Origin of the sequence: Pseudomonas psychrophila, assembly GCF_001043005.1 — a bacterium.
GTDB classification, from domain to species: domain Bacteria; phylum Pseudomonadota; class Gammaproteobacteria; order Pseudomonadales; family Pseudomonadaceae; genus Aquipseudomonas; species Aquipseudomonas psychrophila.
This window is the reverse complement of sequence record NZ_JYKZ01000005.1, coordinates 123,447-150,220: the sequence shown is the minus strand read 5'-3', so window position 1 is coordinate 150,220 and position 26,774 is coordinate 123,447. Positions and strand designations below refer to the sequence as shown.

Below are 26,774 nucleotides of genomic sequence, written 5' to 3'. Positions count from 1 at the left end.
TGTAATGCCCGGGCGGTTCGGTATGATGGCGCGCTTGATAAACAGGCCTTGGATTCGAGCCTGTCCCACCCTTCTGGAGCTGTGCATGAAGATGCTTTACCGGACTTTCACCCAGGCAGAGTCCGCACCGCGGTTCACGCGCAGCTTGCTCAGCGTTGGCATCCTGCTGGCCAGCACTCTGCCGGTAGCACACGCGGCAAAAACCGAACTGCCTGCGACTGCGGTCACCGCCCAGGATAACGGCGCTTACCAGGCCGACAACGCTTGGGTGGGTGGTTTTGAGGCGGCGCCATTGCTCGATACCCCCGCAGCGATCGCGGTGTTTACCGATGCGTTGATTGAAGATCAACACGCCCGACTGCTCAGCGACGTACTGAAAAATGACGCCTCCGTGGGAGAAAGCTATGCCCCCGTCGGCTATTACGAAAATTTCGTGGTACGCGGCTTCTCGTTGAATTCGGCCAGCAGCTACAAGATCAACGGTCGCACCATCACCGGCGAGCAGAATGTAGCGCTGGAAAACAAGCAGCAGGTGGAGTTGCTCAAAGGGCTTTCGGGCTTGCAAAGCGGAGTTTCCGAACCCGGCGGCGCGGTCAATTACGTGACCAAGCGCGCTGCAGATGTGCGCTCGGTCACTGTCTCGACCGATGATCGTGGCAGCGGTTACATGGCCGCCGATGTAGGTGGCTGGTTCGGCAGCGAGCAACAGTTCGGCCTGCGTGCCAACGTTGCCCATGAAGACATTCATTCCTGGGTCGATCACGCCAATGGCCAGCGTGATTTCGCGTCCCTGGCGTTCGACTGGAACATCAGCCCCGCTGCCCTGCTGCAATTGGATGTGGAGTACCAAAACAAGGAGCAGCGTTCGGTCCCTGGCTATCAGTTGCTCGGCGGCACCGAACTGCCCCGCCACGCCTCCCCGAAAAAACTGCTGGCGCACCAGAGCGGCTCCAAACCGGTGACCATTGATTCGCTCACTATCAACGGCAACTTTGAGTACCGTTTCAGTGACAACTGGAAAGGCAGCCTCAGTGCCTCGCGCAGCAAGGTGGTGATTGACGATTACAGTTCGTTTGCGTGGGGTTGCTACGGCTCAGACAGTTGCGCCAGTACGGCGGTGCCCAACTACTTCAGCCCCGAAGGTAATTACGACATCTACGACTTCCGTAGCCCCGACGATACCCGGCGCAACGATGAGGTTCAGGCAGCACTCAGCGGCATGTTTGACACTGCCAGAATCGGCCATGAGCTGACGGTGGGCACCAGCGCCTTCAGGCGTGTGGTCGATCAGCGCGAGTTGATCAACGAGATGATCGGCACCGGCAATATCGATAGCGAACCCGTGAATTTTGAGCGCTACCAAGGACCGGTCAAAGACAGTTACCGCCGCCTGGACAGCCGCCAGTACGGGGTATTTTTCAATGACCTGATCAGCTTTAACGAGCAGTGGCAGACCATGATCGGCGGACGTGAGGTGCGCCTGGACGAAAAAACCTTCGACAGCAATGGCGACACCACCCGCCATACCCAACGCTATGAGTTCCTGCCCCAGGCCGCGCTGATCTACAAACCGGTGCAAAACATGACGCTGTACACGCGCTACAGCAAGGGCCTGTCCCTGGGTGGCGAAGCACCGTGGTTTGCCAGCAATGCTTTTGAGATTCTCACGCCCACCGTATCGCGGCAAATAGAGGCCGGAATCAAGTACGACTGGCAGCGCATCAGCTTGAGCGCCACGCTGTTCCAGATTCGTCAGGCGTACCAGTACTCCCAGCCCCAGAACGACGGCTCATTCACCTTCGTCCAGCAAGGCCAGCAGAAAAACACCGGACTTGAGCTTGCAGCCAACGGCTGGGCCACCGAGCGCCTGCAGGTTGCCGCCAGCGTCGCGGCGATAAGATCAAGGGTCACCGGCAGCGGTACTCCGGAATATGAAGGCCATCAGACCATCAACGTCCCTACCCTGCGCGCCAGCCTCTATGGCGATTACGCCCTGCCCTGGGTCGAGGGCCTGGCCCTACTTGGTGGCGTGCAATACAGCGGCAAGAAGTACGCCAGCCAATTGGGCCAGACACAGGCCGATGCTTACGCCATTTTCAATATCGGCAGCCGCTACAGCACCCGTATCGACGGTTACGACACCGTCTTTCGCCTGACTGTCGATAACCTGTTCGACAAGCGTTACTGGCGCGATGTGGGCGAGTACATGGGCGACAACTATGTATTCCAGGGGGCTCCGCTGACAGCAAGGCTGAGTGCTTCGATCAATTTTTGAGGTTTGCACTCCCGCAACCGTGGGAGCCTGCTCGCGATGTGTGCCGCGGTGGATCATTCGCGAGCAGGCTCGCTCCCACAGGAGCCCCGGCGCCCACAGCATTTGAGCCTTGCAGCTGATTATTGTGGGAGCGAGCCTGCTCGCGAAGGTCTTGTCAGGTGTCTTCACGAGCAGACTCGATCCCACGAAAACGAAATATTCATGCACATTTTAATTGATAGCCCCCTAACAAAAAGCGCAGGCTAGAGGGCTTGGTAACGCTTTGTATCATTCCGGATGATATTGATCTTCGTTGGGTTCGATTCGTTCCCCGGCACGCGCGCCAGCATTATCCGCCCATCTCAATAGATTGGCGGACTCCCCCTCATGGAACAGTCACTTAAACATTTGCGCTTCCCACTCGCGGCTTTGGCCATCGTGGTGATGAGCGCATGCGGCAAAACCCCTGAAGCGACTGCTCCTGCTCCCGCTGCAAAAGTCAGTGTGGCCAAGGTACTTGAACAGCCGGTCAATGAATGGGACGAGTTCACCGGTCGCCTTGAAGCGCCGGAAACAGTTGAAATTCGTCCACGCGTGTCGGGCCAGATTGATCAGGTCGCCTTTACCGAGGGCGCCCTGGTGAAAAAGGGCGACCTGCTGTTCCAGATCGACCCTCGTCCGTTCCAGGCTGAAGTCCGCCGTCTTGAAGCCGAAGTGCAACAAGCCCGCGCCAACGCCACCCGTACCGAAAACGAAGCCCAGCGCGGTGAGCGTCTGCGCCAGAGCAATGCGATCTCGGCTGAACTGGCAGACTCGCGCAGCACCGCAGCCCAGGCCGCACGCGCCGGTGTCGCCGCCAACCAGGCACAACTGGACCTGGCAAAACTCAACCTGAGTTTTACCCGCGTCACCTCCCCAATCAGTGGCCGCGTCAGCCGTGCCGAAATCACCGCGGGCAACATCGTCACCGCTGATGTCACACCGCTGACCAGCGTGGTATCTACCGACAAGGTGTACGCCTACTTCGACGCAGACGAGCGCGTGTTCCTCAAATACACCCAGCTTGCCCGTCAGGGTCAGCGCGGCCAGAGCACCCCGGTTTACCTCGGCCTGTCCAACGAAGACGGTAACCCGCACCTGGGCCAGATGAACTTCGTCGACAACCAGGTCAATCCCAAGACCGGCACCATCCGTGGTCGCGCCGTGTTCGACAACACCGACGGCAGCTTCACACCGGGCCTGTATGCCCGCTTGAAACTGGTTGGCAGCGGCACCTACTCCGCCGTGCTGATCAATGACGAAGCGGTGGGCACCGACCTGGGCAAAAAGTTCGTGCTGGTGATGGATGCCGACAACAAATCGGCGTACCGCGCTGTAGATCTTGGTCCGAAAATCGAAGGCCTGCGCATCGTTCGCAGCGGCCTGAACAAGGACGACACCATCATCGTCAAAGGCTTGCAGAAAGTCCGCCCCGGCTCACCGGTGACGCCTGAAGTGATCCCGATGGCCAACGAACAGACCCTCGCCGCACTGGCACAACAACGACAAGCCCTGGAAGCCAGCAACCTGCCACCTGCCAAGCCTGCCACTGGCGCGCCGAAGCTGGCCAGCGTCGCGACTCCTCGCGGTTAAGGGACGAAAACTCCGATGAATTTTTCCCAGTTCTTCATCCAGCGGCCGATTTTCGCCGCTGTGCTCTCACTGTTGATCCTGATTGCGGGCGGCATTTCGCTGTTCCAATTACCTATCAGTGAATACCCAGAAGTCGTTCCGCCTACCGTCGTAGTGCGCGCCAGCTTCCCGGGTGCCAACCCCAAAGTGATCGGCGAAACTGTCGCCGCGCCGTTGGAACAAGCCATTACCGGCGTCGAAAACATGTTGTACATGTCTTCGCAGTCCACCGCTGACGGCAAAATCACCCTGACCATCACCTTTGCCCTGGGTACTGACCTGGACAACGCCCAGGTACAGGTGCAAAACCGTGTCACCCGGACCCAGCCCAAGCTGCCCGAGGAAGTGACGCGCATCGGTATCACGGTGGACAAGGCTTCGCCCGACCTGACAATGGTTGTGCACTTGACCTCACCGGACCAGCGCTACGACATGCTGTACCTGTCCAACTACGCCATCCTTAACATTAAGGATGAACTGGCACGGCTGAACGGCATCGGCGATGTGCAGCTGTTCGGCATGGGCGACTACTCGTTGCGGGTGTGGCTCGATCCAAACAAAACCGCCTCACGTAACCTGACCGCGACCGATGTGGTCACCGCCATCCGTGAGCAAAACCGCCAGGTTGCGGCCGGTGCACTGGGCGCTCCGCCTGCGCCGAATGCCACCAGCTTCCAGCTGTCGGTTAACACCCAGGGCCGTCTGGTCAGTGAAGAAGAGTTCGAGAACATCATTATCCGCTCCGGCGAAGATGGTCAGATCACTCGCCTCAAAGACATCGCCCGGGTGGAACTGGGTTCCAGCCAATACGCTTTGCGTTCCTTGCTGAACAACCAGCCGGCGGTGGCGATACCGATCTTCCAGCGCCCCGGCTCAAATGCGATCCAGATCTCCAATGACGTTCGCGCCAAAATGGCCGAACTGAAACAGAACTTCCCCGAAGGCATGGACTTCGACATCGTGTATGACCCGACAATCTTCGTTCGTGGTTCGATCGAAGCGGTAGTCCATACCCTGTTTGAAGCACTGATTCTGGTAGTACTGGTTGTAATCCTGTTCCTGCAAACTTGGCGCGCCTCGATTATTCCGCTGGTGGCCGTGCCCGTATCGCTGATCGGTACGTTTGCCGTCATGCATATGTTCGGCTTTTCGCTCAACGCCCTTTCGCTGTTCGGGCTGGTGCTGGCCATCGGTATCGTGGTCGACGATGCCATTGTGGTAGTGGAGAACGTCGAGCGAAATATCGAACTGGGACTCAACCCCGTGGACGCTACCAAGCGTGCCATGCGTGAGGTGACCGGTCCAATCATCGCCACCGCACTGGTACTGTGCGCGGTGTTTGTCCCGGCCGCGTTTATCTCGGGTCTGACCGGACAGTTCTACAAGCAGTTCGCCCTGACCATCGCGATTTCCACCGTGATCTCGGCTTTCAACTCGCTGACCTTGTCCCCTGCCCTGGCCGCTGTATTGCTCAAAGGCCATAACGCGCCAAAAGACCGCTTCACCCGCCTGCTCGACCGTCTGTTCGGAGGCTGGCTGTTCGGCCCGTTCAACCGCTTCTTCGTCAAGGCCAGCAATGGCTACGTGGGCACCGTGCGCCGGATCATTCGTGGCAGCGGAATCGCGATGCTGGTGTATGCAGGTTTGATGGCGCTGACTTGGGCCGGTTTTGCCCACACCCCGACCGGCTTTGTACCGCCGCAAGACAAGCAATACCTGGTGGCCTTCGCTCAACTGCCTGACGCCGCGAGCCTGGACCGCAGCGAAGAGGTGATCAAGCGTATGTCGGAGCTGGCCCTCAAGCAGCCTGGCGTTGCCAACTCGATCGCCTTCCCCGGCCTGTCGATCAATGGTTTCACCAACAGCCCGAACAGCGGCATCGTGTTTGTCGCGCTCAAGGACTTCGATCAACGCAAGGACCCAAGCCAGTCAGCCGCAGCCATTGCCGCCACGCTCAATGCTGAGTTCGCGGACATACAGGAAGCCTATATCGCGATCTTCCCGCCACCGCCGGTACAAGGGCTGGGCACCATTGGCGGCTTCCGCCTGCAAGTCGAGGACCGCGCCGGCCTGGGCTATGACGAACTGTACAAAGAAGTGCAGAACGTTATCGCCAAGAGCCATAACGTGCCGGAACTGGCCGGGTTGTTCACCAGCTATCAGGTCAACGTACCCCAAGTCGATGCTGCCATTGACCGCGAAAAAGCCAAGACTCATGGCGTTGCCATCAGCGACATCTTCGACACCCTGCAGATCTATCTGGGCTCGCTGTATGCCAACGATTTCAACCGCTTCGGTCGTACTTATCAGGTCAACGTGCAAGCCGAGCAGCAGTTCCGCCTGGAGCCCGAGCAGATTGGCCAGCTGAAAGTACGCAACAACAAAGGTGAAATGATTCCGCTGGCGACATTTATCAAGATCAGCGACACCGCAGGTCCTGACCGCGTCATGCACTACAACGGTTTTGTCACCGCTGAAATCAACGGCGCAGCAGCACCGGGCTACAGCTCGGGCCAGGCTGAAGCGGCGATGGAGAAGCTGCTCAAGGAAGAACTGCCTAACGGCATGACCTTCGAATGGACTGAGCTGACTTATCAGCAAATCCTTTCGGGCAATACCGCTCTGTTCGTGTTCCCGCTCTGCGTGCTGTTGGCGTTCCTGGTACTGGCGGCCCAATACGAAAGCTGGAGCCTGCCTCTGGCGGTGATCCTGATCGTACCGATGACGCTGCTCTCAGCAATTACCGGGGTAATTCTGTCGGGAGGCGATAACAACATCTTCACTCAGATCGGATTGATCGTACTGGTGGGGTTAGCCTGCAAGAACGCGATTTTGATTGTGGAGTTTGCCAAGGACAAGCAAGAAGAAGGCATGAGCCCGCTGGATGCGGTACTGGAAGCCTGCCGCCTGCGTCTGCGCCCGATCCTGATGACTTCGTTCGCCTTCATCATGGGTGTGGTGCCTCTGGTGCTCTCCAGCGGCGCCGGTGCAGAAATGCGTCACGCCATGGGTGTAGCGGTGTTCTCCGGGATGCTGGGGGTGACCTTCTTCGGCCTGCTGCTGACGCCAGTGTTCTATGTCTTGATTCGCCGTTATGTAGAGCGCAGTGAAGCGCGTAAAGCGGCCAAGCACCTCAAGTTGGAGTCGCAACAATGAGCGTGAAAGTTTTTCTGCCGAGCCTGTTGGTGCTGGCCTTGAGCGCTTGCGCCGTAGGCCCGGACTACAAGACCCCAGCCACAGAACCGGCCCATATCAGTGCAGATAACCTGAAGGGCTTTGACCGGGCGCATTTTGAAGGGATCTGGTGGCAGCAGTTTGATGACCCGACCCTCAACCAGCTGGTGACTCAGTCACTGGCCGGCAACCGCGAGCTGCGCGTGGCCTTTGCCCGACTGCGTGCAGCCCGGGCGATTCGCGATGACGTCAGCAACGACATCATGCCGACGATCACCAGCCGTGCCAGCAGCGATGTCGGCAAGGGACAGATCCCGGGTACGACCGAGAAGCGTGTCAACAGTGAACGCTACGACCTGGGCCTGGACATGGCCTGGGAAGTCGATCTGTTTGGCCGTATCCAGCGAGAACTGGAGGCCAGCGACGCCGACGAGCAAGTGGCTGCAGCGGATCTGTACCAGCTGCAAGTGACCATGATTGCCGAACTGGTGGATGCCTACGGTGAATTGCGCGGCGCCCAACTGCGTGAGCGGATTGCCCTGGCCAACTTGAAGAACCAGCAGGACTCCAAGGCCATTACCGAAAGCCTGCGTGACGCAGGTGTTGGCGATCAACTGGACGTCATGCGTGCCGACGCCCGCTTGGCCGCGGTTGAGGCCAGCGTGCCGCAACTGCAGGCCGAGCAGGTGCGTGAGCGCAATCGCATCGCCACTCTGCTGGGCCAGCGTCCTGAGCAGCTCAGCGTTGACTTGAGCCCGGCGCAGTTGCCGGCCATTGCCAAGGCACTGAACATCGGCAACCCCGGCGACTTGCTGCAGCGCCGGCCCGACATCATGAGCGCCGAGCGCAAGCTGGCAGCGGCCACCGCCCGAATCGGTGTGGCCAAGGCCGATTTGTTCCCCCGGGTCAGCCTGAGCGGGTTTCTCGGCTTTACCGCCGGACGCGGTTCGCAGATAGGCTCGGCAGCAGCCAATGCCTGGGCGCTGGGTCCGCGCATTACCTGGCCAGCGTTTGATCTGGGCAGCGTGCGCGCACGACTGCGCGGTGCCGGTGCAGAGGCCGATGGGGCACTGGCCAGCTACGAGCAGCAAGTGCTGTTAGCGCTGGAAGAGTCCGAAAACGCCTTTAGCGATTACGGTAAACGTCAGCAGCGCCTGGTCTCGTTGATTCGTCAAAGCGAATCCAGCCGAACCGCAGCGGATCTGGCGGCTATTCGCTATCGCGAAGGCACGGTGGACTTTCTGGTTCTGCTCGACGCCCAACGCGAGCGTCTGGCTGCAGAAGACAGCCAGGCTCAGGCCGAGGTTGAGCTGTATCGCGGCGTAGTCGCCATTTACAAAGCGCTGGGTGGTGGCTGGCAAGCCGAGACCGTCGCAAGCGCACACTGATTCAAGAGCTCCTTTGGTTGGCCGCAACCAACCATTTTTTAGCCCCGCGTTCATTCGGTCGCGGGGCTTTTTTTTGCCGCGGATTCGCCTGCATCCTGTAGCAGCCTTCGGCAGCTGCTTGGAAAACGGCAACTGTGGGAGCGAGCCTGCTCGCGAAGGTTGTTCGCGAGCAGGCTCGCTCCCACAACAGGGCTTGACCTACAATAGAGTATCTACAAGGGTCTGCGTTTGACTCAAGCCCCCGACTCACCCAATCTTGCACTCCATACGCACGCATGCTTCTGGATATTGGATGACCCAGCCTCGCCGCTACCTCGCAATCAGCTTTCTGTCAGCGCTTATCGCCGCCGGTCTTTGGTATTCGATGCGCCCTGATCCTGCCCTTCCCACGCCGTCCGTAAGCCAGCGCTACTCCATCGCTCTTGAGATGGCCCATAACGGCAAGCCCGGGGCCGCGCGCGTTCTGTATCAACAACTGGCCCGCAATGACTTGTCAGAGACCCGGCGCGCCAGCCTGCATGCCGAGCTGCCCAACTACCCAAGCCCACAGGCACTGAAACTGGCAGACGCTGACTTGCAAAACCCCTCGCCCCTGGTGCGCAAGGCCGCGATCCAGAGCATTGTTGGCCTGGTGCCCAGCGCCCAGCGCACTTTGCTGCTGGGCCCGATGCTGGATGACGCCGATCAGAGCGTGCGTTTCGCTGCCGCCAATGCATTGCTCGGCCTGTCGCCAGATGAACAGGGGCTGTACTTCGGCCCGTTGCAGCAAGTGATCGACGAGTTCGAGCGCGAGCTCAAAACCAAGCCGGACGATCCACAGGCTCAGGGTCAGCTCGCCCGCCTGTATTTGCACGAAGGTCAATTGGATGATGCCCAGGCTGCACTGGAACACGTGACCCGCCTGGACCCGAATAACCTCAAGGCGGTCGTGGCGCAGATTGAGCTGCTGGACAAGCGCGGCGAAGGAGAACAGGCCCGTCAATTACTGGCCAGACAGCTGCAAGCCCATCCCGACTCAGCGTACCTGCAACATGCCCTGGGGATCTGGCTGCTAAATCATGGTCAGACGGAGTACGCCCTGCTGGGCCTGGCCAAAGCCGTTGAGCTGGACCCCGACAACAGTGATTACCGGTACAAGCTGGCAACCGCACTGCATGACCTCGACCAGCTTGAAGCCGCGCAACGCCAGCTCGAAGAGCTGCTGCAACGCCAACCGGCCAATCGCAAGGCGCGGGTATTGTTGATCAGCTACTGGAAAGAGGCCGGGCAATTACAGAATGTGCAAGTGCTGCTGGCGCAGCTGGAACAGCAAAATCCGGATGATCCGGCGTTGCAGCAGGGGCTTTGACTCAAGGCATCCCAAACCCTGTAGCCGCTGCCGCAGGCTGACTTCAACGTCAAGCGGGCCAGCCGCGAAGCAATTCGCCAGCAGGCTCGCTCCCACTGGGACTTCGGCGCCCACTGAATTCAAGCCTTGCAGGAGTTATTGTGGGAGCGAGCCTGCTCGCGAAGAGCATTTGCGAGCACTCTCCATACTGGGGGGCTTTACAGGTAACAGAGTGCAGTATCAGGCCAGCAGCTTCTGGATTTGCTCTTGCAGGGTATCGAGATCGAACGGTTTGGCCAGGATCGGTGCCGTCAGGGTGATCGGGCTGCCTGTATCGCGGATTTCGGCCGGGTAACCGCTGATAAAGATCACTTTCAGGTCCGGTCGCAGCTTCAGCGCAGGCTCGGCAATCTGCACCCCGGAAATACCGCCCGGCAGACGAAAATCAGTCACCATAAGATCCAGATGCGGCTTGCTCGCCAGAATCTCGAACGCCTGCTCGCCATTTTCGGCCTGCAAGACCCTGTAGCCCTCGCCTGACAGGTAGGCGCTGAGGACCATTAGAATCGAGGGATCGTCTTCGACAATCAGAACAACATCTTGCGCATCTTCACTCATGGGGAACCTTAATTCATGCCGTCGCTGCCAGTATGACCCCGCGTGCGGTCATAGGTTGCGCCGAATTTAAGTCTTTTGTGCAAGCGGCAGGCAAACCCTGAACAAGGCGCCCTCACCCAGTTCGCTCTGCACGCTGATTGTGCCGCTATGTGCCGCAACGATCTGTTCCGAAATAAACAGCCCTAAACCGAGCCCCGCAGCCACTTGGCTGGCTGAAACCCGCTCAAATTGCTGGAAGACACGCTGCTGGTTTTCTTGACTGATGCCAATGCCCTGATCGCGCACATCGACCACCGCCTGATTCCCCTCGATATAGACCGTTACATCGATGGGCTTATTGGCACCATAACGCAGGGCATTGGTCAGCAGATTGGAAATCACCTGCTCAATCCTGAACTCATCCCACTGCCCCACTACCGGGTACTCTGCGGTGAAATTCACACTCGATTGTGCAGCGCTGATCTGTGCCGAGAAATTCTCCAGCAAGCGATCGACCGTACGGGCCAGATCAAACTCTGCAGGACGGATCGACAGCTTGCCGGTGCGGATACGCGACACGTCGAGCATGTCTTCGATCAAACGGATCAGGCTCAAAATCTGGCGTTCATCACGATCAACCATGGCGTGCATCTTTTCCATGGTGAACGCCGCTGCGTTATCTCGGGCCAGGTGCATCTTGCGCAGCTGAGTTTCCAGGATCAGCCCGTTGAGCGGTGTACGCACTTCATGGGAGACGATCGACATGAAGTCATCGCGCATGCGCACCGCACGCTCAAGCTCGACCTGGGTAAGTTGCAACTGCGCCAGCAACGTTTCCTGCTCGCGACGGCTCTGTTCCAGGGCCTCGACCTGTTGTTTCATGGCCTTGCTCTGGCGATACAGCTCGACGAATACATTGACCTTGCTTTTGACCGCGTGGATATCCAGCGGCTTGTGCAGAAAGTCCACTGCGCCGCTTTCGTAGCCCTTGAAGGCATAGTTCATCTCGCGCCCTGCGGCACTGACGAACACGATCGGGATGTTTTTGGTCTTCGCCGTGCCGCGCATCAACTCAGCCAGTTCAAAACCGTTCATGCCGGGCATTTGCACGTCCAGAATGGCCATCGCAAATTCATGCTGCAACAGCAGCGACAGTGCCTCATCCGCAGACAAGGCCTTGTACACGATGCGATCCTCGCGCTTGATCAACGCTTCGAGGGCCAGCAGGTTTTCCGGCAGATCGTCGACGATCAGCAGCTTGGCTTGAATATCATTTAGCAGCATTCGGTATGTTCCAGCTCGACAAGCAAACGGCCAATGCCGTGCAAAGGAAGGACGCAGTCCGGTTGGCAAAGATCCAGTGCCGCTTGCGGCATGGTCGCTGCCTGCGCCTCGTCAGGGTCCTGGACGATGGTCAGACCGCCCAACTGCTTGACCACACTCAGCCCCCGCGCACCATCCCGATTGGCGCCCGTCAGTAAAATCGCGGCCAGCCGCTGTTGATACACATCGGCCGCGGACTCAAAAAGGTAATCAATGGCAGGTCGCGAGAAATGCACCGGCTCCTCCTGACTCAAGGAAAAACTGTGATCGTGCTCAACTGAAACATGATAGCCGGGGCCTGCAAAGTACACGGTACCCGGCACAATCGGCTGTTTGTCCCGGACCTCCCTGACCGTCAGTGGCAGGCGCCGGGCAAAGACTTCGGCCAATTGACTGCGACGCTCTTCAGGCAAGTGCAGAACCACGATAATCGGCAGCCTGAAACCCGGCTTCAGCTCGGAAAAAATTGTCAGCAACGCTTCAACCCCGCCCGCAGAGGCACCGATTACCACAGCCTCTACAGGTCTGCGATCAGTCATGTAACGGTCCTTTTTTGTCATAGCTTGCGGTAGATCCGTTCTTGCTTGAGCACGGGGGAAAATTGTTTGCTGTAGTCCGAAAAATCGAGGGTCTCTTTGCTTCCAAGCATCAGAAAACCGCGATGGCATAACGACTCTTCGAACAGACCAAAGGCTCTGTTTTGAAGGTTTTTATTGAAATAAATCAACACGTTACGACATGAAATTAAATTAGTTTCTGAGAACACGCTGTCGGTTGCCAGGCTGTGATCGGCGAACGTCACGTTCTCGCGCAGCGACTTGTCAAAAATGGCGTAGTCATAGGCTGCGGTGTAGTAATCGGCAAACGAACGCTGACCGCCGGCCTTTTGATAGTTGTGGGTATAGGCCCGAATATTGTCCAGGGAGAAAATCCCCTGCTTGGCTTTTTCCAGAGACCGCGGGTTGATATCGGTCGCATAGATGATCGTACGGTCCAGCAGGCCCTCTTCGCGCAGCAAGATGGCCATGGAGTAAACCTCCTCGCCAGTGCTGCAACCCGCAATCCAGATCTTCAGCGACGGGTAAGTCTTGAGGATCGGCACCACCTCCTGGCGGATGGCCAGAAAATGCTCCGGGTCACGAAACATCTCGCTCACCGGAATGGTCAGGTACTGCAGCAACTGCATAAAGGCCGTCGGATCATGGAGGATGCGCTCCTGCAAGGCCGAGATGGTGCTGCAGTCGAACTGACGCAACGCATGATTGACCCGGCGCTTGATCGAAGCCCCGGAGTAATCGCGAAAGTCATAACTGTATTTGAGATAGATCGCTTCGATCAGCAGCCTTAACTCGATGTCAGTGTTTCGTTGCACTTAGAGTCGTTCCATTTTCGGTAGCCAGACCCGGATCAACGAAAACAGTCGATCCAGATCAATCGGTTTGGCCAGGTAGTCATTGGAGCCTGCTTGCAGGCAGCGCTCCTGATCGTCCTTCATTGCTTTGGCCGTGACCGCAATGATTGGCAGCTTGCGCCAGCGCGGGTTTTTGCGAATTTCCACGGTGGCTTCGTAGCCATCCATCTCCGGCATCATCACGTCCATCAACACAAGGTCGATGTCTTCCATTTCTTCAAGGCGCTCGATGGCTTCGCGGCCATTGCGCCCAATCACCACAATGGCGCCCTTTTGCTCCAGGGCACTGGTGAGGGCAAAGATGTTTCGTACATCGTCATCCACCAACAGAACCTTGCGCCCCTCGAACACCTTGTCGCGGCTACGAGCGGTCTTGAGCATCGTTTGCCGGTCATGGGACAACTGAGATTCAACTTTGTGCAGAAATAATGTCACTTCATCGAGCAAACGCTCGGGTGAGCGGGCGCCCTTGATGATGATGGAACGCGAATACTTGCGCAGCTCGGCCTCTTCATCCCGGGTCAGATTGCGCCCGGTGTAGACGATCACCGGCGGGAACGAGCAGATATCTTCAGTGGACATGCGCTTGAGCAGGTCGTTACCCAGCATGTCGGGCAACTTGAGGTCGATGATCATACAGTCGTAGATAGTGGTGCGTAGCAGGTCAAGCGCCTCCTGGGCAAAGCCAACTGCGGTGATTTCAATGTCATCGTCGCCGATCAGGCGGGCAATGCTGTCGCGCTGCAGGTCATCATCCTCAACCAGCAGCACCCGCTTGACCTTCTGTGTCAGCTTGGCCTCCAGGCGGGCAAACACGTTCCTCAGTTCTTCACGGGTAGTCGGCTTCAAGGCGTACCCCACCGCGCCCATATGCATGGCGGCTTCGACCCGGTCCTCGGCGGAAATGACATGAACCGGTATATGCCGGGTCGGTGCCATTGCCTTAAGACGCTGCAACACCGTAAGCCCCGGGTGATCCGGCAGGCGTATGTCGAGCAGGATGGCATCGGGAATGAACTGCACCGCCAGGCTGAAACCTTCGTCCGCACCATGGGCAACCAGGCAGCGATAGCCCAACTCATGCGCAAGATCGAAGAGGATCTGTGCAAAGTTGGGTTCATCTTCAATCACCAAAATACAGCGTGTGGTAAATGGCGCCTGTTCGCGGTCATCCAGGAATCGCTCGATTTCAACGGGTGCATCCACCGCCAGCAATGGCCGGGGTTCGGTCACCTGCAACACAGCCCGGGGTGAGTGGCCTGCAGGCAGTTGCACGGGCTCCTCTTCGTGCTCCACATAGTGCTCAGGCAGGGTCAGGGTAAAGAGGCTGCCTTTACCTGGTTCACTGCTGACTTTGATCGAACCGCCCAGCAAAGTCGCCAGATCACGGGAGATCGACAGGCCGAGCCCGGTGCCGCCGTAACGGCGGTTAGTGGTGCCATCGGCCTGACGGAAGGCTTCAAAGATGCAGTCCTGTTGTTCCTCGCAAATCCCGATTCCGGAATCGCGCACCGTAAAGGCAATACCTTCGCCCGGCTGACGGGATACCGTCAGGCTGACCTGACCTTTTTCCGTGAACTTGACCGCGTTGGACAGCAGGTTTTTAAGAATCTGCTCCAGACGCTGGCTGTCGGTGTAGATCATCGGCGGCGTGCCAGGTTGCAGCTGGACCTCAAAGTCCAGGGACTTATCGCCCGCCAGCGGCTGGAACATGCTGCGCAAGCCTTCGACCACACGTGCCACGCTGGTGTGCTCGGGGCGTACTTCGAGTTTTCCGGCTTCGACCTTGGAAATATCCAGAATGTCATTGATCAGGTTAAGCAAATCGTTGCCCGCCGAGTAAATCGATTCGGCGAACTTGACCTGTTCTGCAGTGAGGTTCTGGTGCGGGTTTTCGGAGAGCAGCTTGGCCAAAATCAAGGAGCTGTTGAGCGGTGTGCGCAGCTCATGGGACATGTTGGCCAGGAACTCGGACTTGTACTTGCTGGATCGTTGCAGCTCTTCTGCCCGCTCTTCGAGCTGCACTTGCGCCTGATTAAGCTCGCTGTTCTTGAGGTCCATGGCATCTCGCTGACCGGCCAACTCCTCGTTGGTCTGCTCCAGCTCGGCCTGCTGGGTCTCAAGGCTGGTCTGCGACTCTTTAAGAATGCGCGACTGCTCTTCGAGCTCCTCGTTGGCGGTTTTGAGTTCTTCCTGCTGCACTTGCAGCTGCTCGTTGAGCTGCTGGGTTTCGGCCAGTACCTCTTGCAGGCGCTGGCGATAACGGGCCGCTTCAATCGACATGCCGATATTGTCGGCGATCAACTCGAACAGCTCTATGTCCCGCTCGCCCAAAGGCCTCAGGAAGCCCAGCTCAATGACCCCGTTGACTCGATCATCGTCACTGGTGGGCACCACCAGAACACTGCGCGGGCTGCCTTCGCCCAGCCCGGAGCTGACCTTGAAGAAATAATCGGCGGGCACGTCGTCCAGACGAATCAATTTATCCTGGCGCACTGCCTGCCCGATAATGCCTTCACCATTGTGGATCAACTGGCCCTGAGCCTCTTGCTCGCGGGAAAAGCCATAACTGGCTACACGCTTGAGGTCACCGTGATCTTCACGCACATACACGGCAGCCACTACAGACCCCAGGTACTGGGCACAAAACTGCAGGATATTGTGACCCAGCATATTGAGGGTCAGACGCCCCAACACCTGTTCAGCCAGTTCAGTCTGACCGTTGCGCAACCATGCCTGTTGTTCCAGGCGCTGCGCGGTCTTGATTTGTGACTCGAAGGCATTGTTGTAACTCTTTGAAAGTTCGAGCAAATCGCGACGACCGATATAGGCTAAAAAGCCCCCCAGACCCAGTACAAAAATCAGATACAGGCCAATACTGATGATCGTGGTCCGACTGACCTCCTCACTGCGGGCCACTCGCAATTGCTGCTCCATCTGGATGAAGTCGTCATACTCCTTGCGAATTTCATCACTCAGGCGCTTGCCACGGCCAGCTTGTATCGCGGACCGGTAATCACCGTCCTGGCGGCGGATATCGACCATCGATTGCGCGTAGGTGTTCCACTCGTTTTGCAGTGCCTCAAGGCGTTTCAGGCGGTCGATCTGCTGCGGGTTGTCACTGACCAGTTCCTGCAACCCCTGCAACTGGACCCCGATTTGCGGCTTGGCCACGGCGTAGGGGTCCAGAAAATGCTCATCACCGGTAATCAGGAACCCGCGCATGCCGGTTTCAAGATCGACTGTCAGCCGAACGGCTTCGTTGGCATTGCTGATAACCCGGTCGCTATGCTCAACCCACCTGATGACTGACAGCAAATAGCTGACCATGATCACGAATAACGCGGCACTGAGCACACCAACCGCCAGGGGCAAGCCAACGTTGCGACTCAGGAGCTTGCGAAAGCTTCGCTCATCAATTGATGCAGGTGAGTTCATTTTCAGGCCTGTGAGCAGTCTTAAAAAACTGGAGTTTGCCGGATTACCGAGCAATAGTTCTATTTTCTTACCCTCATAAAGCACTTTTTCGTACAAACAGGCACACTCAAACGCAGGTCAAGGCTATCCTTGCTGCTTGCCAGACCCACGCTTAAATTTTTATCGAGATCATGATTATGTCCGCCACACCCTCCACCATCCTTGTGGTCGAAGACGACGCTATTGTTCGGATGCTGATCGTTGACGTGCTGCAAGAACTGGAGTTCAGCGTGCTTGAGGCCGATGGCAGCGAGCAGGCCATGGAAATGCTAGAGGATGCGGCCCAGCACATTGACCTGTTAATGACCGACGTCGGATTACCGGGCATGGACGGCCGGGAGCTGGCAAGCAAGGCCCGCCAATTGCGCCAAAAACTGCCCATCCTGTTCGCCAGCGGCTATGCCGAAACCCTTGAGGTTGCAGAGGGCATGGCGGTGATTGGCAAACCTTTTTCCATTGACCAACTGCGTGACAAAGTCAAAAGCATGCTGACCGCCTGACGTGTAGTCGCTGCCGCAGGCTGCGAGGGCTGCGTAGCGGCCCCGCTTTTTGAAGGTCCTGCGGCCCTTATCGCAGCCTGCGGCAGCGACTACACCCCCCCTTTAAATTGACGACTCTCCTGGGCTGTGGTTTCCTACACATCTTGTATCAGGTGCCCTTCACAGGGTGAAACGGGAAACCGGTGCGTCAGGCGTTCAGTCCTGACAAGTCCGGCGCTGCCCCCGCAACGGTAAGCGAGAGAAACATCAGATCCACTGTGCCGTGTGCATGGGAAGGAGATGTTTGCAGGCTCAACCCTTGAGCCCCTCGCAAGCCCGGAGACCGGCCTGGTTATTTGAATGACAAACCCGCGGTGGGCGGGCGCTGTTTAACCCTGCGGGCTTCGTTCGTGGGGTTTTCTTGCGCTTTGCTGCCCGTCGTCTGACCAGAGGCAAGCGCCATGTCCATTAGCACCAGCCGTACCCATTCCGCTGCTACCACTGCCACTCAAAGCCAACGCATTGTGGCTGCTGTCGGCGCTGCGGTGCTGGGAGCCTTTCTTGTCTACTTCGCCGGGTTCTCGCATATCGATGCGGTCCACAATGCGGCCCATGACACCCGTCACAGCTCCGCCTTCCCGTGCCATTGAGACTGCCTGCCATGATTAAGCGTATCGCTCAAACCGCAGGCTTCACCGGCTTGCTGGCCGCCCTGCTGCTGACCTTGATGCAAAGCCTGTGGGTTTCCCCGCTGATTTTGCAGGCCGAAACCTATGAAAAACCTGCCGCCACAGAAGTGCACGAGCATGCCGACATGGCCATGCCTGCCCATGAACACGACGCCGAGGCCTGGGAGCCGGAAGATGGCTGGCAGCGCGTGCTGTCCACCACTGGCGGCAATCTGGTGGTTGCTGTCGGTTTTGCCTTGATGCTGGCGGGTCTTTACACCTTGCGTGCCCCGACCCGCACGTCCCAGGGTCTGCTCTGGGGGCTTGCCGGTTATGCGGTGTTCTGCCTGGCACCAACCCTGGGACTGCCGCCCGAGCTGCCGGGCACTGCAGCGGCCGACTTGCTGCAACGCCAACTCTGGTGGGTCAGCACCGCAGCCTCGACCGCAGTGGCAATCGCATTGCTGGTCTTTGGCAAGCATTGGGCGCTGAAAGTGCTGGGCGTGGCGATTCTGGTGGTACCGCATATTTTTGGGGCGCCGCAGCCACTGGTGCACTCAAGCCTGGCTCCTGAAGCACTGGAATCTCAGTTCAAGATTGCCTCGCAGCTGACCAACTTCGCTTTTTGGCTGGCACTGGGCGTGATTAGCGCCTGGCTGTTTCGCCGCAAGTCTGAAGGCCAGTACTCGGCATGACGGTAACGGGCACAGTGCCAATCCTGGTGATGGGTCTGGGCTGCCGCCAGGGATGCAGCGTTGCGCAGCTTTTGAGTTTGATCGAAAGCTCCCTGGCTCGGGCCGGGATCGCACTGAGCGCGGTCAGTGGCTTGGCCAGTATCGATCTCAAGCGCCAGGAACCCTCGCTGCTGCAACTGGCAGCCCAACTGAACCTGGGGTTTGAGGTCTTCAATGCTGAACAGCTTGCCCCGTACGCGTCACAGCTGAGTCATCGCTCCGACATTGCGTTTGAGCACACCGGTTGTTTCGGCGTTGCCGAAAGTGCCGCACTGGCCCTGGCCGAGCAGCTCGCAGGCGCACCCGCGACCCTGCGGATTACGCGACAAAAATCACCCGGGGCGACCTTTGCGTTGGCCTCTTTTGAGCAAAACCCGCGATAATCACCCGCCTCACTATGAGCGTTGTTCAAGAACAGCTCTATCTCGCCCCTTTCAAGAGACTGCCATGACTGTTTATTTCATCGGCGCCGGACCCGGCGATCCTGAGCTGATTACCGTCAAGGGCCAGCGCCTGATACGCAGTTGCCCGGTGATCATTTACGCAGGCTCACTGGTCCCCGAAGCGGTACTGCAAGGCCATCAGGCCGAGCAGGTGATCAACAGTGCGCCGTTGCACCTTGAGCAAATCATCACGCTGATCAAGGCCGCCGATGCCAAAGGTCAGGACGTCGCCCGCGTACACTCCGGCGACCCCAGCCTGTATGGGGCCATAGGCGAACAGATCCGCTGCCTGCGCGAGCTGAAAATTGCCTTTGAGATTATTCCGGGCGTAACGGCCACCGCAGCCTGCGCGGCCATCCTGGGCGCAGAACTGACGCTTCCCGATATCTCGCAAACCGTAATCTTGACCCGCTACGCAGAAAAAACCGTCATGCCGGCCGGAGAAGAACTCGCCAGTCTGGCGCAGCACAAGGCGACCATGGCCATTCACCTGGGGGTCAAAAACCTTGAGAGCATCGTTGCCGAACTGACCCCGCACTACGGCAGCGATTGCCCGATTGCAGTGATTCATCGTGCCAGCTGGCCTGATCAGGACTGGGTGCAAGGGACCCTTGAAGACATTGTGGCCAAAGTCCAGGCCAAAGGTTTCAAGCGCACGGCGCTGATTCTGGTGGGCCGGGTCCTGGCCAGCGACAGCTTTTCGGATTCGTCGCTGTACCGCGCGGGACATGCGCATTTGTATCGGCCTTGAACGCTCTCGCCCCTGTGGGAGCGGGCTTGCTCGCGATGCAGACGGCGTTGTCTGTCAGGTAAACCCCATTGCTGCCATCGCAGGCAAGCCAGCTCCAACAGGTTCTGCTGCGCCCGCACAATCCGAATCTCGCAGCCATAAAAAAACGGTGCTCACGGGGCACCGTTTTTTCTTCAGCTTCGCAGCGAACACCCTGTTACCGATAACTCAGTAGTAGGCGTTTTCTTTCTGCGAGTGGTCGGTCACGTCACGAACGCCCTTGAGCTCCGGCACACGCTCAAGCAAGGTGCGCTCGATACCTTCACGCAAGGTCACGTCCGCCTGGCCGCAGCCCTGGCAACCGCCACCGAACTTGAGCACCGCGATACCGTCTTCTACCACTTCAATCAGGCTGACCTGACCACCGTGGCTGGCCAAACCGGGATTGATCTCGGTTTGCAGGTAATAGTTGATGCGCTCGTTGATCGGGCTATCGGCATTGACCATCGGCACTTTGGCGTTGGGCGCCTTGATGGTCAACTGACCACCCATGCGATCGGTGGCGTAATCCACCACGGCATCGTCAAGGAAGGGTTCGCTGAACGAATCGATCCAGGCAGTGAAGCTTTTAAGGCCGATGGCGGTATCTTCAGATTTGACTTCAGCCGGCTTGCAGTAGGCAATGCAGGTTTCGGCGTACTGGGTACCGGGTTGGGTGATAAAGACGCGGATGCCGATACCGGGGGTGTTCTGCTTTGACAGCAGATCAGCCAGGTAATCGTGGGCAGCGTCGGTAATCGTTATGGCGCTCATGGAATCTCCTCGCAGACATGGGACGCAGTTTACGCCAATCGGCGCCCCTGACAAAGTCCTAGTGTTTTTGTCAGGAAAGCCACACCCCATGCATCCAAATCTAGTGGCTGATTACAGGTTTTCGTAGCGGTTCATATCCAGCACACCTGCCTCCACCGGGTCGGTTTCGCTGATGTATTGGCCAATATCGTGAAAGTACTGCCAGAACTGCGGATGGCTGCGGCGAATCCCCCAACGCTCGACGATGGTGTCAAAGCTCCCTTGATCCTTAGATTTTTCCATGGCTTCAACAAAGGCCTCCACATCCCCGGTCGGGACATTGAACATAAAGTTCGGGTAGCTGCTGAGCACCCCTGGGTAAATGGCCAGGGTGTCCAGCCCTGGTTGCAGGCGGTATTCCTCACCCATCATGAAAGCCACGTTGGTGTGCGCGCGATTGCGCAACATGCTGTACATCTCGCGCTTGCCGTCAGTGCCTTCGATCCGCAGCATGCTGGCTTCTGGCAGTTGATTGATCACCGCGAGCCCGGCTGCAGGGCGCGAGGTCAAACGGCTCAGGGCCTGCTCGGCGTATCTGAACTCTTGCGCGATATCAGGACGTGAACAGTACGCGCCAGTGCAACGGTTGATCGGGTCTGGCCGTGCATTCAGAGTGCCGGTGCGCTCAATCAGCTTAAGAGCAAAGTCCCGTTTGGGGTCGACGGGATCGAGTTTGATGCCGCTCGGTGTGTCGTTATCAATTTTCTGATAGTCCATCCACATCTTCAGCTTGCCGCTGTTCTGATACCAACTGCTCAAGATGCCTGAACGGGAGTCAGCGGGCATCAGGCGCAGGAAGTTGACCTCGGCGCCGTTGCGGATCAAGTCAAAGTACAAGCGCGTCTGTGCCTGGTGCGAGACGTTGCCGAACACATCGAAGTTGACCGCCAGTTGATAGTACGTCCGCTCAAGCAGGGGGTAGTCAAACAGCCACAGGGTCTTGGGGATTTCGCCGATCAGGCCCTTGCTGACGCTGGCACTGTCGAAGTGACGGAAAACGGTCAACAAGGCGTTGTCGTTCCCCGCCCACAGGGTCGACCAGCTCGGCGGCGGCATGTCGGCATAGGCTTGCTGGCGCAATTTTTCATAGTCATTGCGCTTGTTGCGATAGCGGTGCCACAGCGAAATAACGCTGCCGACGTCGTCGATCTGGCCCGGCATGGCCAGCAACGGCGTCGCAGCGCCTCGGTAGGCCGCGTCGGTGACATAGCGATCATGAGCAGGCTCCTGAAACACGGTCCAGAAGTTGTCGCGAATCACGTCTGTTGCAATTTGCCCACGGCACACTGGCCCACGGATAAAGGTGCGTACGAAATACTCGGCGTTGTCGAGCATGAACTGGTAACGCGCCACCGCCGGTATCGCTTCAAAGGTTTCAAACGGGTTAGCCCGGCCACGCGGCCCATAGCCCGGCAAGCTCGTGGCATGCCAGTCGCCGCTGTAGAACAGCTGCTTGACCCGCGCCAGCTTGTGCGCGCCCATCGGATAGGTGATGTGGGTTTTGTGCACGATCACACCCTGCACGGGCATCAACCGATAGTAAAACAGGGTGCCCGGATCGTCGTTTGGACGGCGGGTGGCAATCAGGTCAATGGGCTGGCCGCTTGGGGTGCGTGAACGTACCCACTGGAAGAAATGCCCCGGTACACCGTTGTCGAAATAGGTATGGGCCAGAAACAAATGCTCATACAACCAGCGCGCCACAAGGGCTTCGGTTGAGCCCGGACGGTTGAGCAACTCCTCCCATTCGCTGATCTGTGCCGCCTCGACCGCGGTGGGCTTGATCGCATGTTGATCCACGGGTGCACCCTGGGCCAGCCAGGTTTGCACGGTGGTGTATTGTTTGTCAGTCAGCCCGGTCACAGCCAACGGCATGCCTTCTTTCGGATGGCGCTGCGCGTAGGCATTGAACTCCCCTGGCGCCGCACAGACGTTCTCGCGATTAAGGCCCAGGACGATCTCCTGAGGCAGCTTGGCATTAGGGGTCAACGGGGTGCTGTGGCCCAACTCCAGCATCCGCGCCATCAAGGAAGCCTGGGCTCCCTGGGCGTCCAGCACCGAATAGAAACCCTTTAGCCGCCACTCCTGCTGGCCATCGGCATCATAGAAAATTCGCGTCGGTTCAACCGCATCGACACGATCTCCTTTATAGACCGGCACCTTGCTGGCACCCCGGGTCGCGCCCTCCGCGCTCCCCAGGTTCAGCTGGCAGGCTGCGTCGTTGCATGCATGGCAGGCAACGCACTTTTCGGTGAGGATCGGCTGAATGTCCCGGGTGTAGGAGATTGCCGGACTAACCAACGGGGCCTGTGCCAACGCTGTACTGCACGCCACCAGCGTCACGGCGCTGGCGAGTAGGCGAAAAAACATGTGCCAGTGTCCTGATATCAAAAATATGTCGCGATTCTACCTGTCGCTGACCCGCTACAACGTGAATGAAATTCATGTAAATCAGCGAACGCTCAAATCCCACGCAGGTTTGTTATGATTTCGCATCTTTTGCATGGCTCTAACAGGTAGTCCTATGTCTGACCGCAGCGCTCGTCTCCAAGCACTTCAGCAAGCCCTCAAAGAGCGCATTCTGATTCTCGATGGCGGCATGGGCACTATGATCCAAAGCTACCGCCTAGAGGAACACGACTATCGTGGCACACGCTTCGCCGACTGGCCGAGCGACGTCAAAGGCAACAACGACCTTTTGATCCTCAGCCGCCCCGATGTGATCGGGGCCATTGAGAAGGCGTATCTGGATGCCGGCGCCGACATTCTCGAAACCAACACATTCAACGCCACCCAGGTTTCACAGGCCGACTACGGCATGCAGGCTTTGGCCTACGAGCTAAACGTAGAAGGCGCACGCCTTGCGCGCAAGGTGGCAGATGCCAAGACCCTCGAAACCCCAGATAAACCACGATTTGTCGCAGGCGTGCTCGGCCCTACCAGCCGTACGTGTTCGCTGTCGCCGGATGTCAATAATCCGGGCTACCGGAACGTCACCTTCGATGAGCTGGTGGAGAACTACACCGAAGCCACCAAGGGCCTGATCGAAGGCGGCTCTGACCTGATTCTGATCGAAACCATTTTCGACACGCTCAATGCCAAAGCCGCAATCTTCGCTGTACAAGGCGTATTCGAAGAGCTGGGCATCGAGTTGCCGATCATGATCTCAGGCACCATCACCGATGCGTCGGGCCGTACCTTGTCAGGCCAGACCACCGAAGCGTTCTGGAACTCGGTGAGCCACGCCAAGCCGATTTCGGTCGGTTTGAACTGCGCCCTGGGCGCCAGCGAGCTGCGTCCGTATCTTGAAGAGCTGTCGAACAAGGCCAGCACCTACGTCTCGGCTCACCCGAACGCCGGCCTGCCCAACGAATTCGGTGAGTACGACGAACTGCCGTCCGAAACCGCCAAGGTCATTGAAGAGTTCGCCCAAAGCGGCTTCCTGAATATTGTCGGCGGTTGCTGCGGCACCACCCCGGGCCATATCCAGGCCATCGCCAATGCCGTGGCCGGTTACGCCCCGCGCCAGATTCCGGACATCCCCAAGGCCTGCCGCCTTTCAGGTCTGGAGCCGTTTACCATTGATCGCAGTTCGTTGTTCGTCAACGTCGGCGAACGTACCAACATCACAGGTTCTGCCCGCTTCGCCCGCCTGATCCGCGAAGACAACTACACCGAAGCCCTGGAAGTGGCGCTGCAACAGGTTGAGGCCGGTGCGCAGATCATCGACATCAACATGGACGAGGGCATGCTGGATTCGAAGAAGGCCATGGTGACCTTCCTCAATCTGATCGCTGGCGAGCCGGATATCTCTCGCGTACCGATCATGATCGACTCCTCCAAGTGGGAAGTGATCGAAGCGGGCCTCAAGTGCATTCAGGGCAAGGGAATCGTCAACTCGATCAGCATGAAAGAAGGCGTCGAGCAGTTCAAAGAACACGCCAAACTGTGCAAGCGCTATGGCGCCGCAGTGGTAGTGATGGCCTTCGACGAAGCCGGTCAGGCCGACACCGAAGCGCGCAAAAAGGAAATCTGCAAACGCTCCTACGACATCCTGGTCAACGAAGTGGGCTTCCCGCCGGAAGACATCATCTTCGACCCGAACATCTTCGCCGTGGCCACCGGCATTGAAGAACACAACAACTACGCTGTGGACTTCATCAACGCCTGTGCCTATATCCGCGACGAGCTGCCTTATGCCCTGACGTCGGGCGGCGTGTCCAACGTGTCGTTCTCGTTCCGTGGCAACAACCCGGTGCGTGAGGCGATCCACTCGGTGTTTTTGCTGTACGCGATCCGCAACGGCCTGACCATGGGTATCGTCAACGCCGGCCAGCTGGAGATCTACGACCAGATCCCGACCGAGCTGCGCGACGCGGTGGAAGATGTAGTGCTCAACCGCACCCCGGACGGCACCGACAATTTGCTGGCCATTGCCGACAAGTACAAGGGCGATGGCAGCGTCAAAGAGGCTGAAACTGAAGAGTGGCGCAGCTGGGACGTCAACAAGCGTCTGGAGCACGCACTGGTCAAGGGCATAACGACTCATATCGTTGAAGACACCGAAGAGTCGCGCCTGTCCTTTAAGCGCCCGATCGAAGTCATCGAAGGCCCGCTGATGTCGGGCATGAACATCGTTGGCGACCTGTTTGGCGCGGGCAAAATGTTCTTGCCGCAGGTGGTGAAATCCGCCCGTGTGATGAAGCAGGCCGTGGCGCATTTGATCCCGTTTATCGAACTGGAAAAAGGCGACAAACCCGAGGCCAAGGGCAAGATCCTGATGGCTACCGTGAAAGGCGACGTACACGACATCGGCAAGAACATCGTCGGCGTGGTACTGGGCTGCAATGGCTACGACATTGTTGACCTGGGTGTGATGGTGCCCGCAGAAAAGATCCTGCAGGTCGCCAAGGAGCAGAAGTGCGACATCATCGGCCTCTCGGGCCTGATCACGCCGTCGCTGGATGAGATGGTCCATGTGGCGCGCGAGATGCAGCGTCAGAACTTCCATCTGCCTCTGATGATCGGCGGTGCCACCACCTCCAAGGCGCACACTGCGGTCAAGATCGAACCCAAGTACCAGAACGATGCGGTGATCTATGTCACTGACGCCTCCCGCGCCGTGGGTGTAGCCACGCAGTTGCTGTCCAAGGAGCTGAAACCGGCCTTTGTCCAGAAGACCCGCGATGAGTACGTTGAAGTCCGCGAACGTACCGCCAACCGCAGCGCCCGTACCGAGCGTTTGAGCTACCCCGCAGCCATTGCCAAAAAGCCACAGTTCGACTGGGCCAGTTACCAGCCCGTCAAACCCACCTTTACCGGGGCCAAGGTCCTGGACAACATCGACCTCAAGGTCTTGGCCGAGTACATCGACTGGACACCGTTCTTTATCTCCTGGGACCTGGCGGGCAAGTTCCCGCGCATCCTGACTGACGAAGTGGTCGGCGAAGCGGCAACGGCGCTGTACGCCGATGCCCAGGAAATGCTTGCCAAGCTGATCGACGAAAAGCTGATCAGCGCCCGGGCGGTGTTCGGCTTCTGGCCGGCCAATCAGGTCAATGATGACGATCTGGAGCTGTACGGTGACGATGGCCAACCCTTGGCCAAGCTCCATCACCTGCGCCAGCAAATCATCAAAACCGATGGCAAGCCGAACTTCTCGCTGGCCGATTTCGTGGCACCCAAGGACAGCGGCGTAACGGACTACGTGGGCGGTTTTATTACCACTGCCGGCATCGGCGCCGAAGAAGTGGCCAAGGCCTACCAGGACGCAGGTGACGACTACAACTCGATCATGGTCAAGGCCCTGGCCGACCGTCTGGCCGAGGCCTGCGCTGAATGGCTGCACCAGCAAGTTCGAACCCAATACTGGGGCTATGCCAAGGACGAGCAACTGGGTAACGATGAGCTGATCAAGGAGCAATACAGCGGCATCCGCCCTGCCCCCGGCTACCCGGCGTGCCCGGATCATACTGAAAAGGGCATCTTGTTCCAGCTGCTCGACCCAGAAGCTGAAGAAATGCGCGCTGGCAAAAGCGGAGTATTCCTCACGGAGCACTACGCCATGTTCCCCGCGGCAGCGGTCAGCGGCTGGTACTTTGCTCACCCGCAAGCGCAATACTTTGCAGTGGGCAAGGTCGACAAGGACCAGATCGACAGCTACACGGCACGTAAAGGTCAGGACCTGAGCGTGACCGAGCGCTGGCTGGCTCCCAACCTGGGCTATGACAACTAAGTAACCCGGCT

The 26,774-nt window shown here is 58.3% G+C and carries 18 protein-coding genes and 1 riboswitch; of the genes, 11 read left to right on the top strand and 7 right to left on the bottom strand.

Annotated features, from left to right (window positions below; all coding sequences use genetic code 11):
* The first annotated feature begins 85 nt into the window (after nucleotides 1-85).
* From TU76_RS13895 to TU76_RS13875, 5 genes are all read left to right on the top strand, one after another.
* The gene (locus TU76_RS13895; protein ID WP_048351868.1) at nucleotides 86-2,275 is read left to right on the top strand and encodes a TonB-dependent siderophore receptor; all 2,190 of its coding nucleotides are present in this window, start codon (nucleotides 86-88) and stop codon (nucleotides 2,273-2,275) included.
* Nucleotides 2,276-2,641: 366 nt separating this feature from the next.
* Entirely contained in the window at nucleotides 2,642-3,886 is a 1,245-nt protein-coding gene (gene mexE / locus TU76_RS13890) for a multidrug efflux RND transporter periplasmic adaptor subunit MexE (protein WP_019827265.1), read from the top strand.
* A gap of 15 nt (nucleotides 3,887-3,901) precedes the next feature.
* A complete protein-coding gene (locus TU76_RS13885; protein ID WP_019827266.1) occupies nucleotides 3,902-7,081 on the top strand; it encodes an efflux RND transporter permease subunit in 3,180 nt (1,059 codons plus the stop codon).
* The gene (locus tag TU76_RS13880) at nucleotides 7,078-8,487 is read left to right on the top strand and encodes an efflux transporter outer membrane subunit (protein ID WP_046810712.1); all 1,410 of its coding nucleotides are present in this window, start codon (nucleotides 7,078-7,080) and stop codon (nucleotides 8,485-8,487) included. Before TU76_RS13885 ends, TU76_RS13880 begins: the two co-directional genes overlap by 4 nt.
* Nucleotides 8,488-8,779: 292 nt before the next feature.
* Nucleotides 8,780-9,835: a tetratricopeptide repeat protein gene (locus TU76_RS13875; protein ID WP_019827268.1), complete on the top strand. Its 1,056-nt coding sequence runs from the start codon at nucleotides 8,780-8,782 to the stop codon at nucleotides 9,833-9,835.
* A gap of 219 nt (nucleotides 9,836-10,054) precedes the next feature.
* Here the strand turns inward: TU76_RS13875 and TU76_RS13870 are convergent, their stop codons facing one another.
* The 5 genes from TU76_RS13870 to TU76_RS13850 form a co-directional block, all read right to left on the bottom strand.
* Nucleotides 10,055-10,432 carry a response regulator gene (locus TU76_RS13870; protein ID WP_003445176.1) on the bottom strand — a complete coding sequence of 126 codons (378 nt, stop codon included), beginning with the start codon at nucleotides 10,430-10,432 and terminating at the stop codon, nucleotides 10,055-10,057.
* 66 nt (nucleotides 10,433-10,498) lie between these two features.
* A complete protein-coding gene (locus TU76_RS13865; RefSeq protein ID WP_046810719.1) occupies nucleotides 10,499-11,692 on the bottom strand; it encodes a hybrid sensor histidine kinase/response regulator in 1,194 nt (397 codons plus the stop codon).
* A complete protein-coding gene (locus TU76_RS13860) occupies nucleotides 11,686-12,273 on the bottom strand; it encodes a chemotaxis protein CheB (RefSeq protein WP_048351867.1) in 588 nt (195 codons plus the stop codon). The genes TU76_RS13865 and TU76_RS13860 overlap by 7 nt, the downstream gene beginning before the upstream one ends.
* A gap of 17 nt (nucleotides 12,274-12,290) precedes the next feature.
* The gene (locus TU76_RS13855) at nucleotides 12,291-13,106 is read right to left on the bottom strand and encodes a CheR family methyltransferase (protein WP_019827271.1); all 816 of its coding nucleotides are present in this window, start codon (nucleotides 13,104-13,106) and stop codon (nucleotides 12,291-12,293) included.
* Entirely contained in the window at nucleotides 13,107-16,583 is a 3,477-nt protein-coding gene (locus tag TU76_RS13850) for a response regulator (protein ID WP_048351866.1), read from the bottom strand. It abuts the gene before it with no gap.
* Between the two features lie 176 nt (nucleotides 16,584-16,759).
* Here TU76_RS13850 and TU76_RS13845 point away from each other — a divergent pair, with 176 nt between their 5' ends.
* From TU76_RS13845 to cobM, 5 genes are all read left to right on the top strand, one after another.
* Nucleotides 16,760-17,122 (top strand): response regulator, encoded by a 363-nt coding sequence (locus TU76_RS13845; RefSeq protein ID WP_046810714.1) that lies wholly within the window; start codon nucleotides 16,760-16,762, stop codon nucleotides 17,120-17,122.
* A gap of 133 nt (nucleotides 17,123-17,255) precedes the next feature.
* Nucleotides 17,256-17,467, top strand: a riboswitch (cobalamin riboswitch).
* A gap of 95 nt (nucleotides 17,468-17,562) precedes the next feature.
* Nucleotides 17,563-17,751 carry a CbtB domain-containing protein gene (locus TU76_RS13840; RefSeq protein WP_019827274.1) on the top strand — a complete coding sequence of 63 codons (189 nt, stop codon included), beginning with the start codon at nucleotides 17,563-17,565 and terminating at the stop codon, nucleotides 17,749-17,751.
* Between the two features lie 11 nt (nucleotides 17,752-17,762).
* Entirely contained in the window at nucleotides 17,763-18,464 is a 702-nt protein-coding gene (locus TU76_RS13835) for a CbtA family protein (protein WP_019827276.1), read from the top strand.
* Nucleotides 18,461-18,886: a cobalamin biosynthesis protein gene (locus tag TU76_RS13830; protein WP_048351865.1), complete on the top strand. Its 426-nt coding sequence runs from the start codon at nucleotides 18,461-18,463 to the stop codon at nucleotides 18,884-18,886. The genes TU76_RS13835 and TU76_RS13830 overlap by 4 nt, the downstream gene beginning before the upstream one ends.
* 64 nt (nucleotides 18,887-18,950) lie before the next feature.
* Nucleotides 18,951-19,697, top strand: coding sequence for a precorrin-4 C(11)-methyltransferase (gene cobM / locus TU76_RS13825; RefSeq protein ID WP_048351864.1), 747 nt, complete (start codon nucleotides 18,951-18,953; stop codon nucleotides 19,695-19,697).
* A gap of 207 nt (nucleotides 19,698-19,904) precedes the next feature.
* Here cobM and nfuA read toward each other — a convergent pair whose 3' ends face one another.
* On the bottom strand, nucleotides 19,905-20,489 hold the full coding sequence (nfuA, locus tag TU76_RS13820) for a Fe-S biogenesis protein NfuA (RefSeq protein WP_019827280.1): 585 nt from the start codon (nucleotides 20,487-20,489) through the stop codon (nucleotides 19,905-19,907).
* A 111-nt stretch (nucleotides 20,490-20,600) separates the two neighbouring features.
* Nucleotides 20,601-22,898, bottom strand: a complete 2,298-nt coding sequence (locus TU76_RS13815; RefSeq protein WP_048351863.1) for a fatty acid cis/trans isomerase — start codon at nucleotides 22,896-22,898, stop codon at nucleotides 20,601-20,603.
* A 154-nt stretch (nucleotides 22,899-23,052) separates the two neighbouring features.
* On the opposite strand from TU76_RS13815, the gene metH reads away from it, so the two are divergent.
* Entirely contained in the window at nucleotides 23,053-26,763 is a 3,711-nt protein-coding gene (metH, locus tag TU76_RS13810; RefSeq protein ID WP_048351862.1) for a methionine synthase, read from the top strand.
* The last annotated feature ends 11 nt before the right edge of the window (nucleotides 26,764-26,774 follow it).

Bases quoted from the DNA above. Each gene is read 5' to 3' on its own strand.
- TU76_RS13895 (WP_048351868.1), top strand. From the start codon at position 86: ATGAAGATGCTTTACCGGACTTTCACCCAGGCAGAGTCCGCACCGCGG.
- mexE (WP_019827265.1), top strand. From the start codon at position 2,642: ATGGAACAGTCACTTAAACATTTGCGCTTCCCACTCGCGGCTTTGGCC.
- TU76_RS13885 (WP_019827266.1), top strand. From the start codon at position 3,902: ATGAATTTTTCCCAGTTCTTCATCCAGCGGCCGATTTTCGCCGCTGTG.
- TU76_RS13880 (WP_046810712.1), top strand. From the start codon at position 7,078: ATGAGCGTGAAAGTTTTTCTGCCGAGCCTGTTGGTGCTGGCCTTGAGC.
- TU76_RS13875 (WP_019827268.1), top strand. From the start codon at position 8,780: ATGACCCAGCCTCGCCGCTACCTCGCAATCAGCTTTCTGTCAGCGCTT.
- TU76_RS13870 (WP_003445176.1), bottom strand. From the start codon at position 10,432: ATGAGTGAAGATGCGCAAGATGTTGTTCTGATTGTCGAAGACGATCCC.
- TU76_RS13860 (WP_048351867.1), bottom strand. From the start codon at position 12,273: ATGACTGATCGCAGACCTGTAGAGGCTGTGGTAATCGGTGCCTCTGCG.
- TU76_RS13850 (WP_048351866.1), bottom strand. From the start codon at position 16,583: ATGAACTCACCTGCATCAATTGATGAGCGAAGCTTTCGCAAGCTCCTG.
- TU76_RS13845 (WP_046810714.1), top strand. From the start codon at position 16,760: ATGTCCGCCACACCCTCCACCATCCTTGTGGTCGAAGACGACGCTATT.
- TU76_RS13840 (WP_019827274.1), top strand. From the start codon at position 17,563: ATGTCCATTAGCACCAGCCGTACCCATTCCGCTGCTACCACTGCCACT.
- TU76_RS13835 (WP_019827276.1), top strand. From the start codon at position 17,763: ATGATTAAGCGTATCGCTCAAACCGCAGGCTTCACCGGCTTGCTGGCC.
- TU76_RS13830 (WP_048351865.1), top strand. From the start codon at position 18,461: ATGACGGTAACGGGCACAGTGCCAATCCTGGTGATGGGTCTGGGCTGC.
- cobM (WP_048351864.1), top strand. From the start codon at position 18,951: ATGACTGTTTATTTCATCGGCGCCGGACCCGGCGATCCTGAGCTGATT.
- nfuA (WP_019827280.1), bottom strand. From the start codon at position 20,489: ATGAGCGCCATAACGATTACCGACGCTGCCCACGATTACCTGGCTGAT.
- TU76_RS13815 (WP_048351863.1), bottom strand. From the start codon at position 22,898: ATGTTTTTTCGCCTACTCGCCAGCGCCGTGACGCTGGTGGCGTGCAGT.
- metH (WP_048351862.1), top strand. From the start codon at position 23,053: ATGTCTGACCGCAGCGCTCGTCTCCAAGCACTTCAGCAAGCCCTCAAA.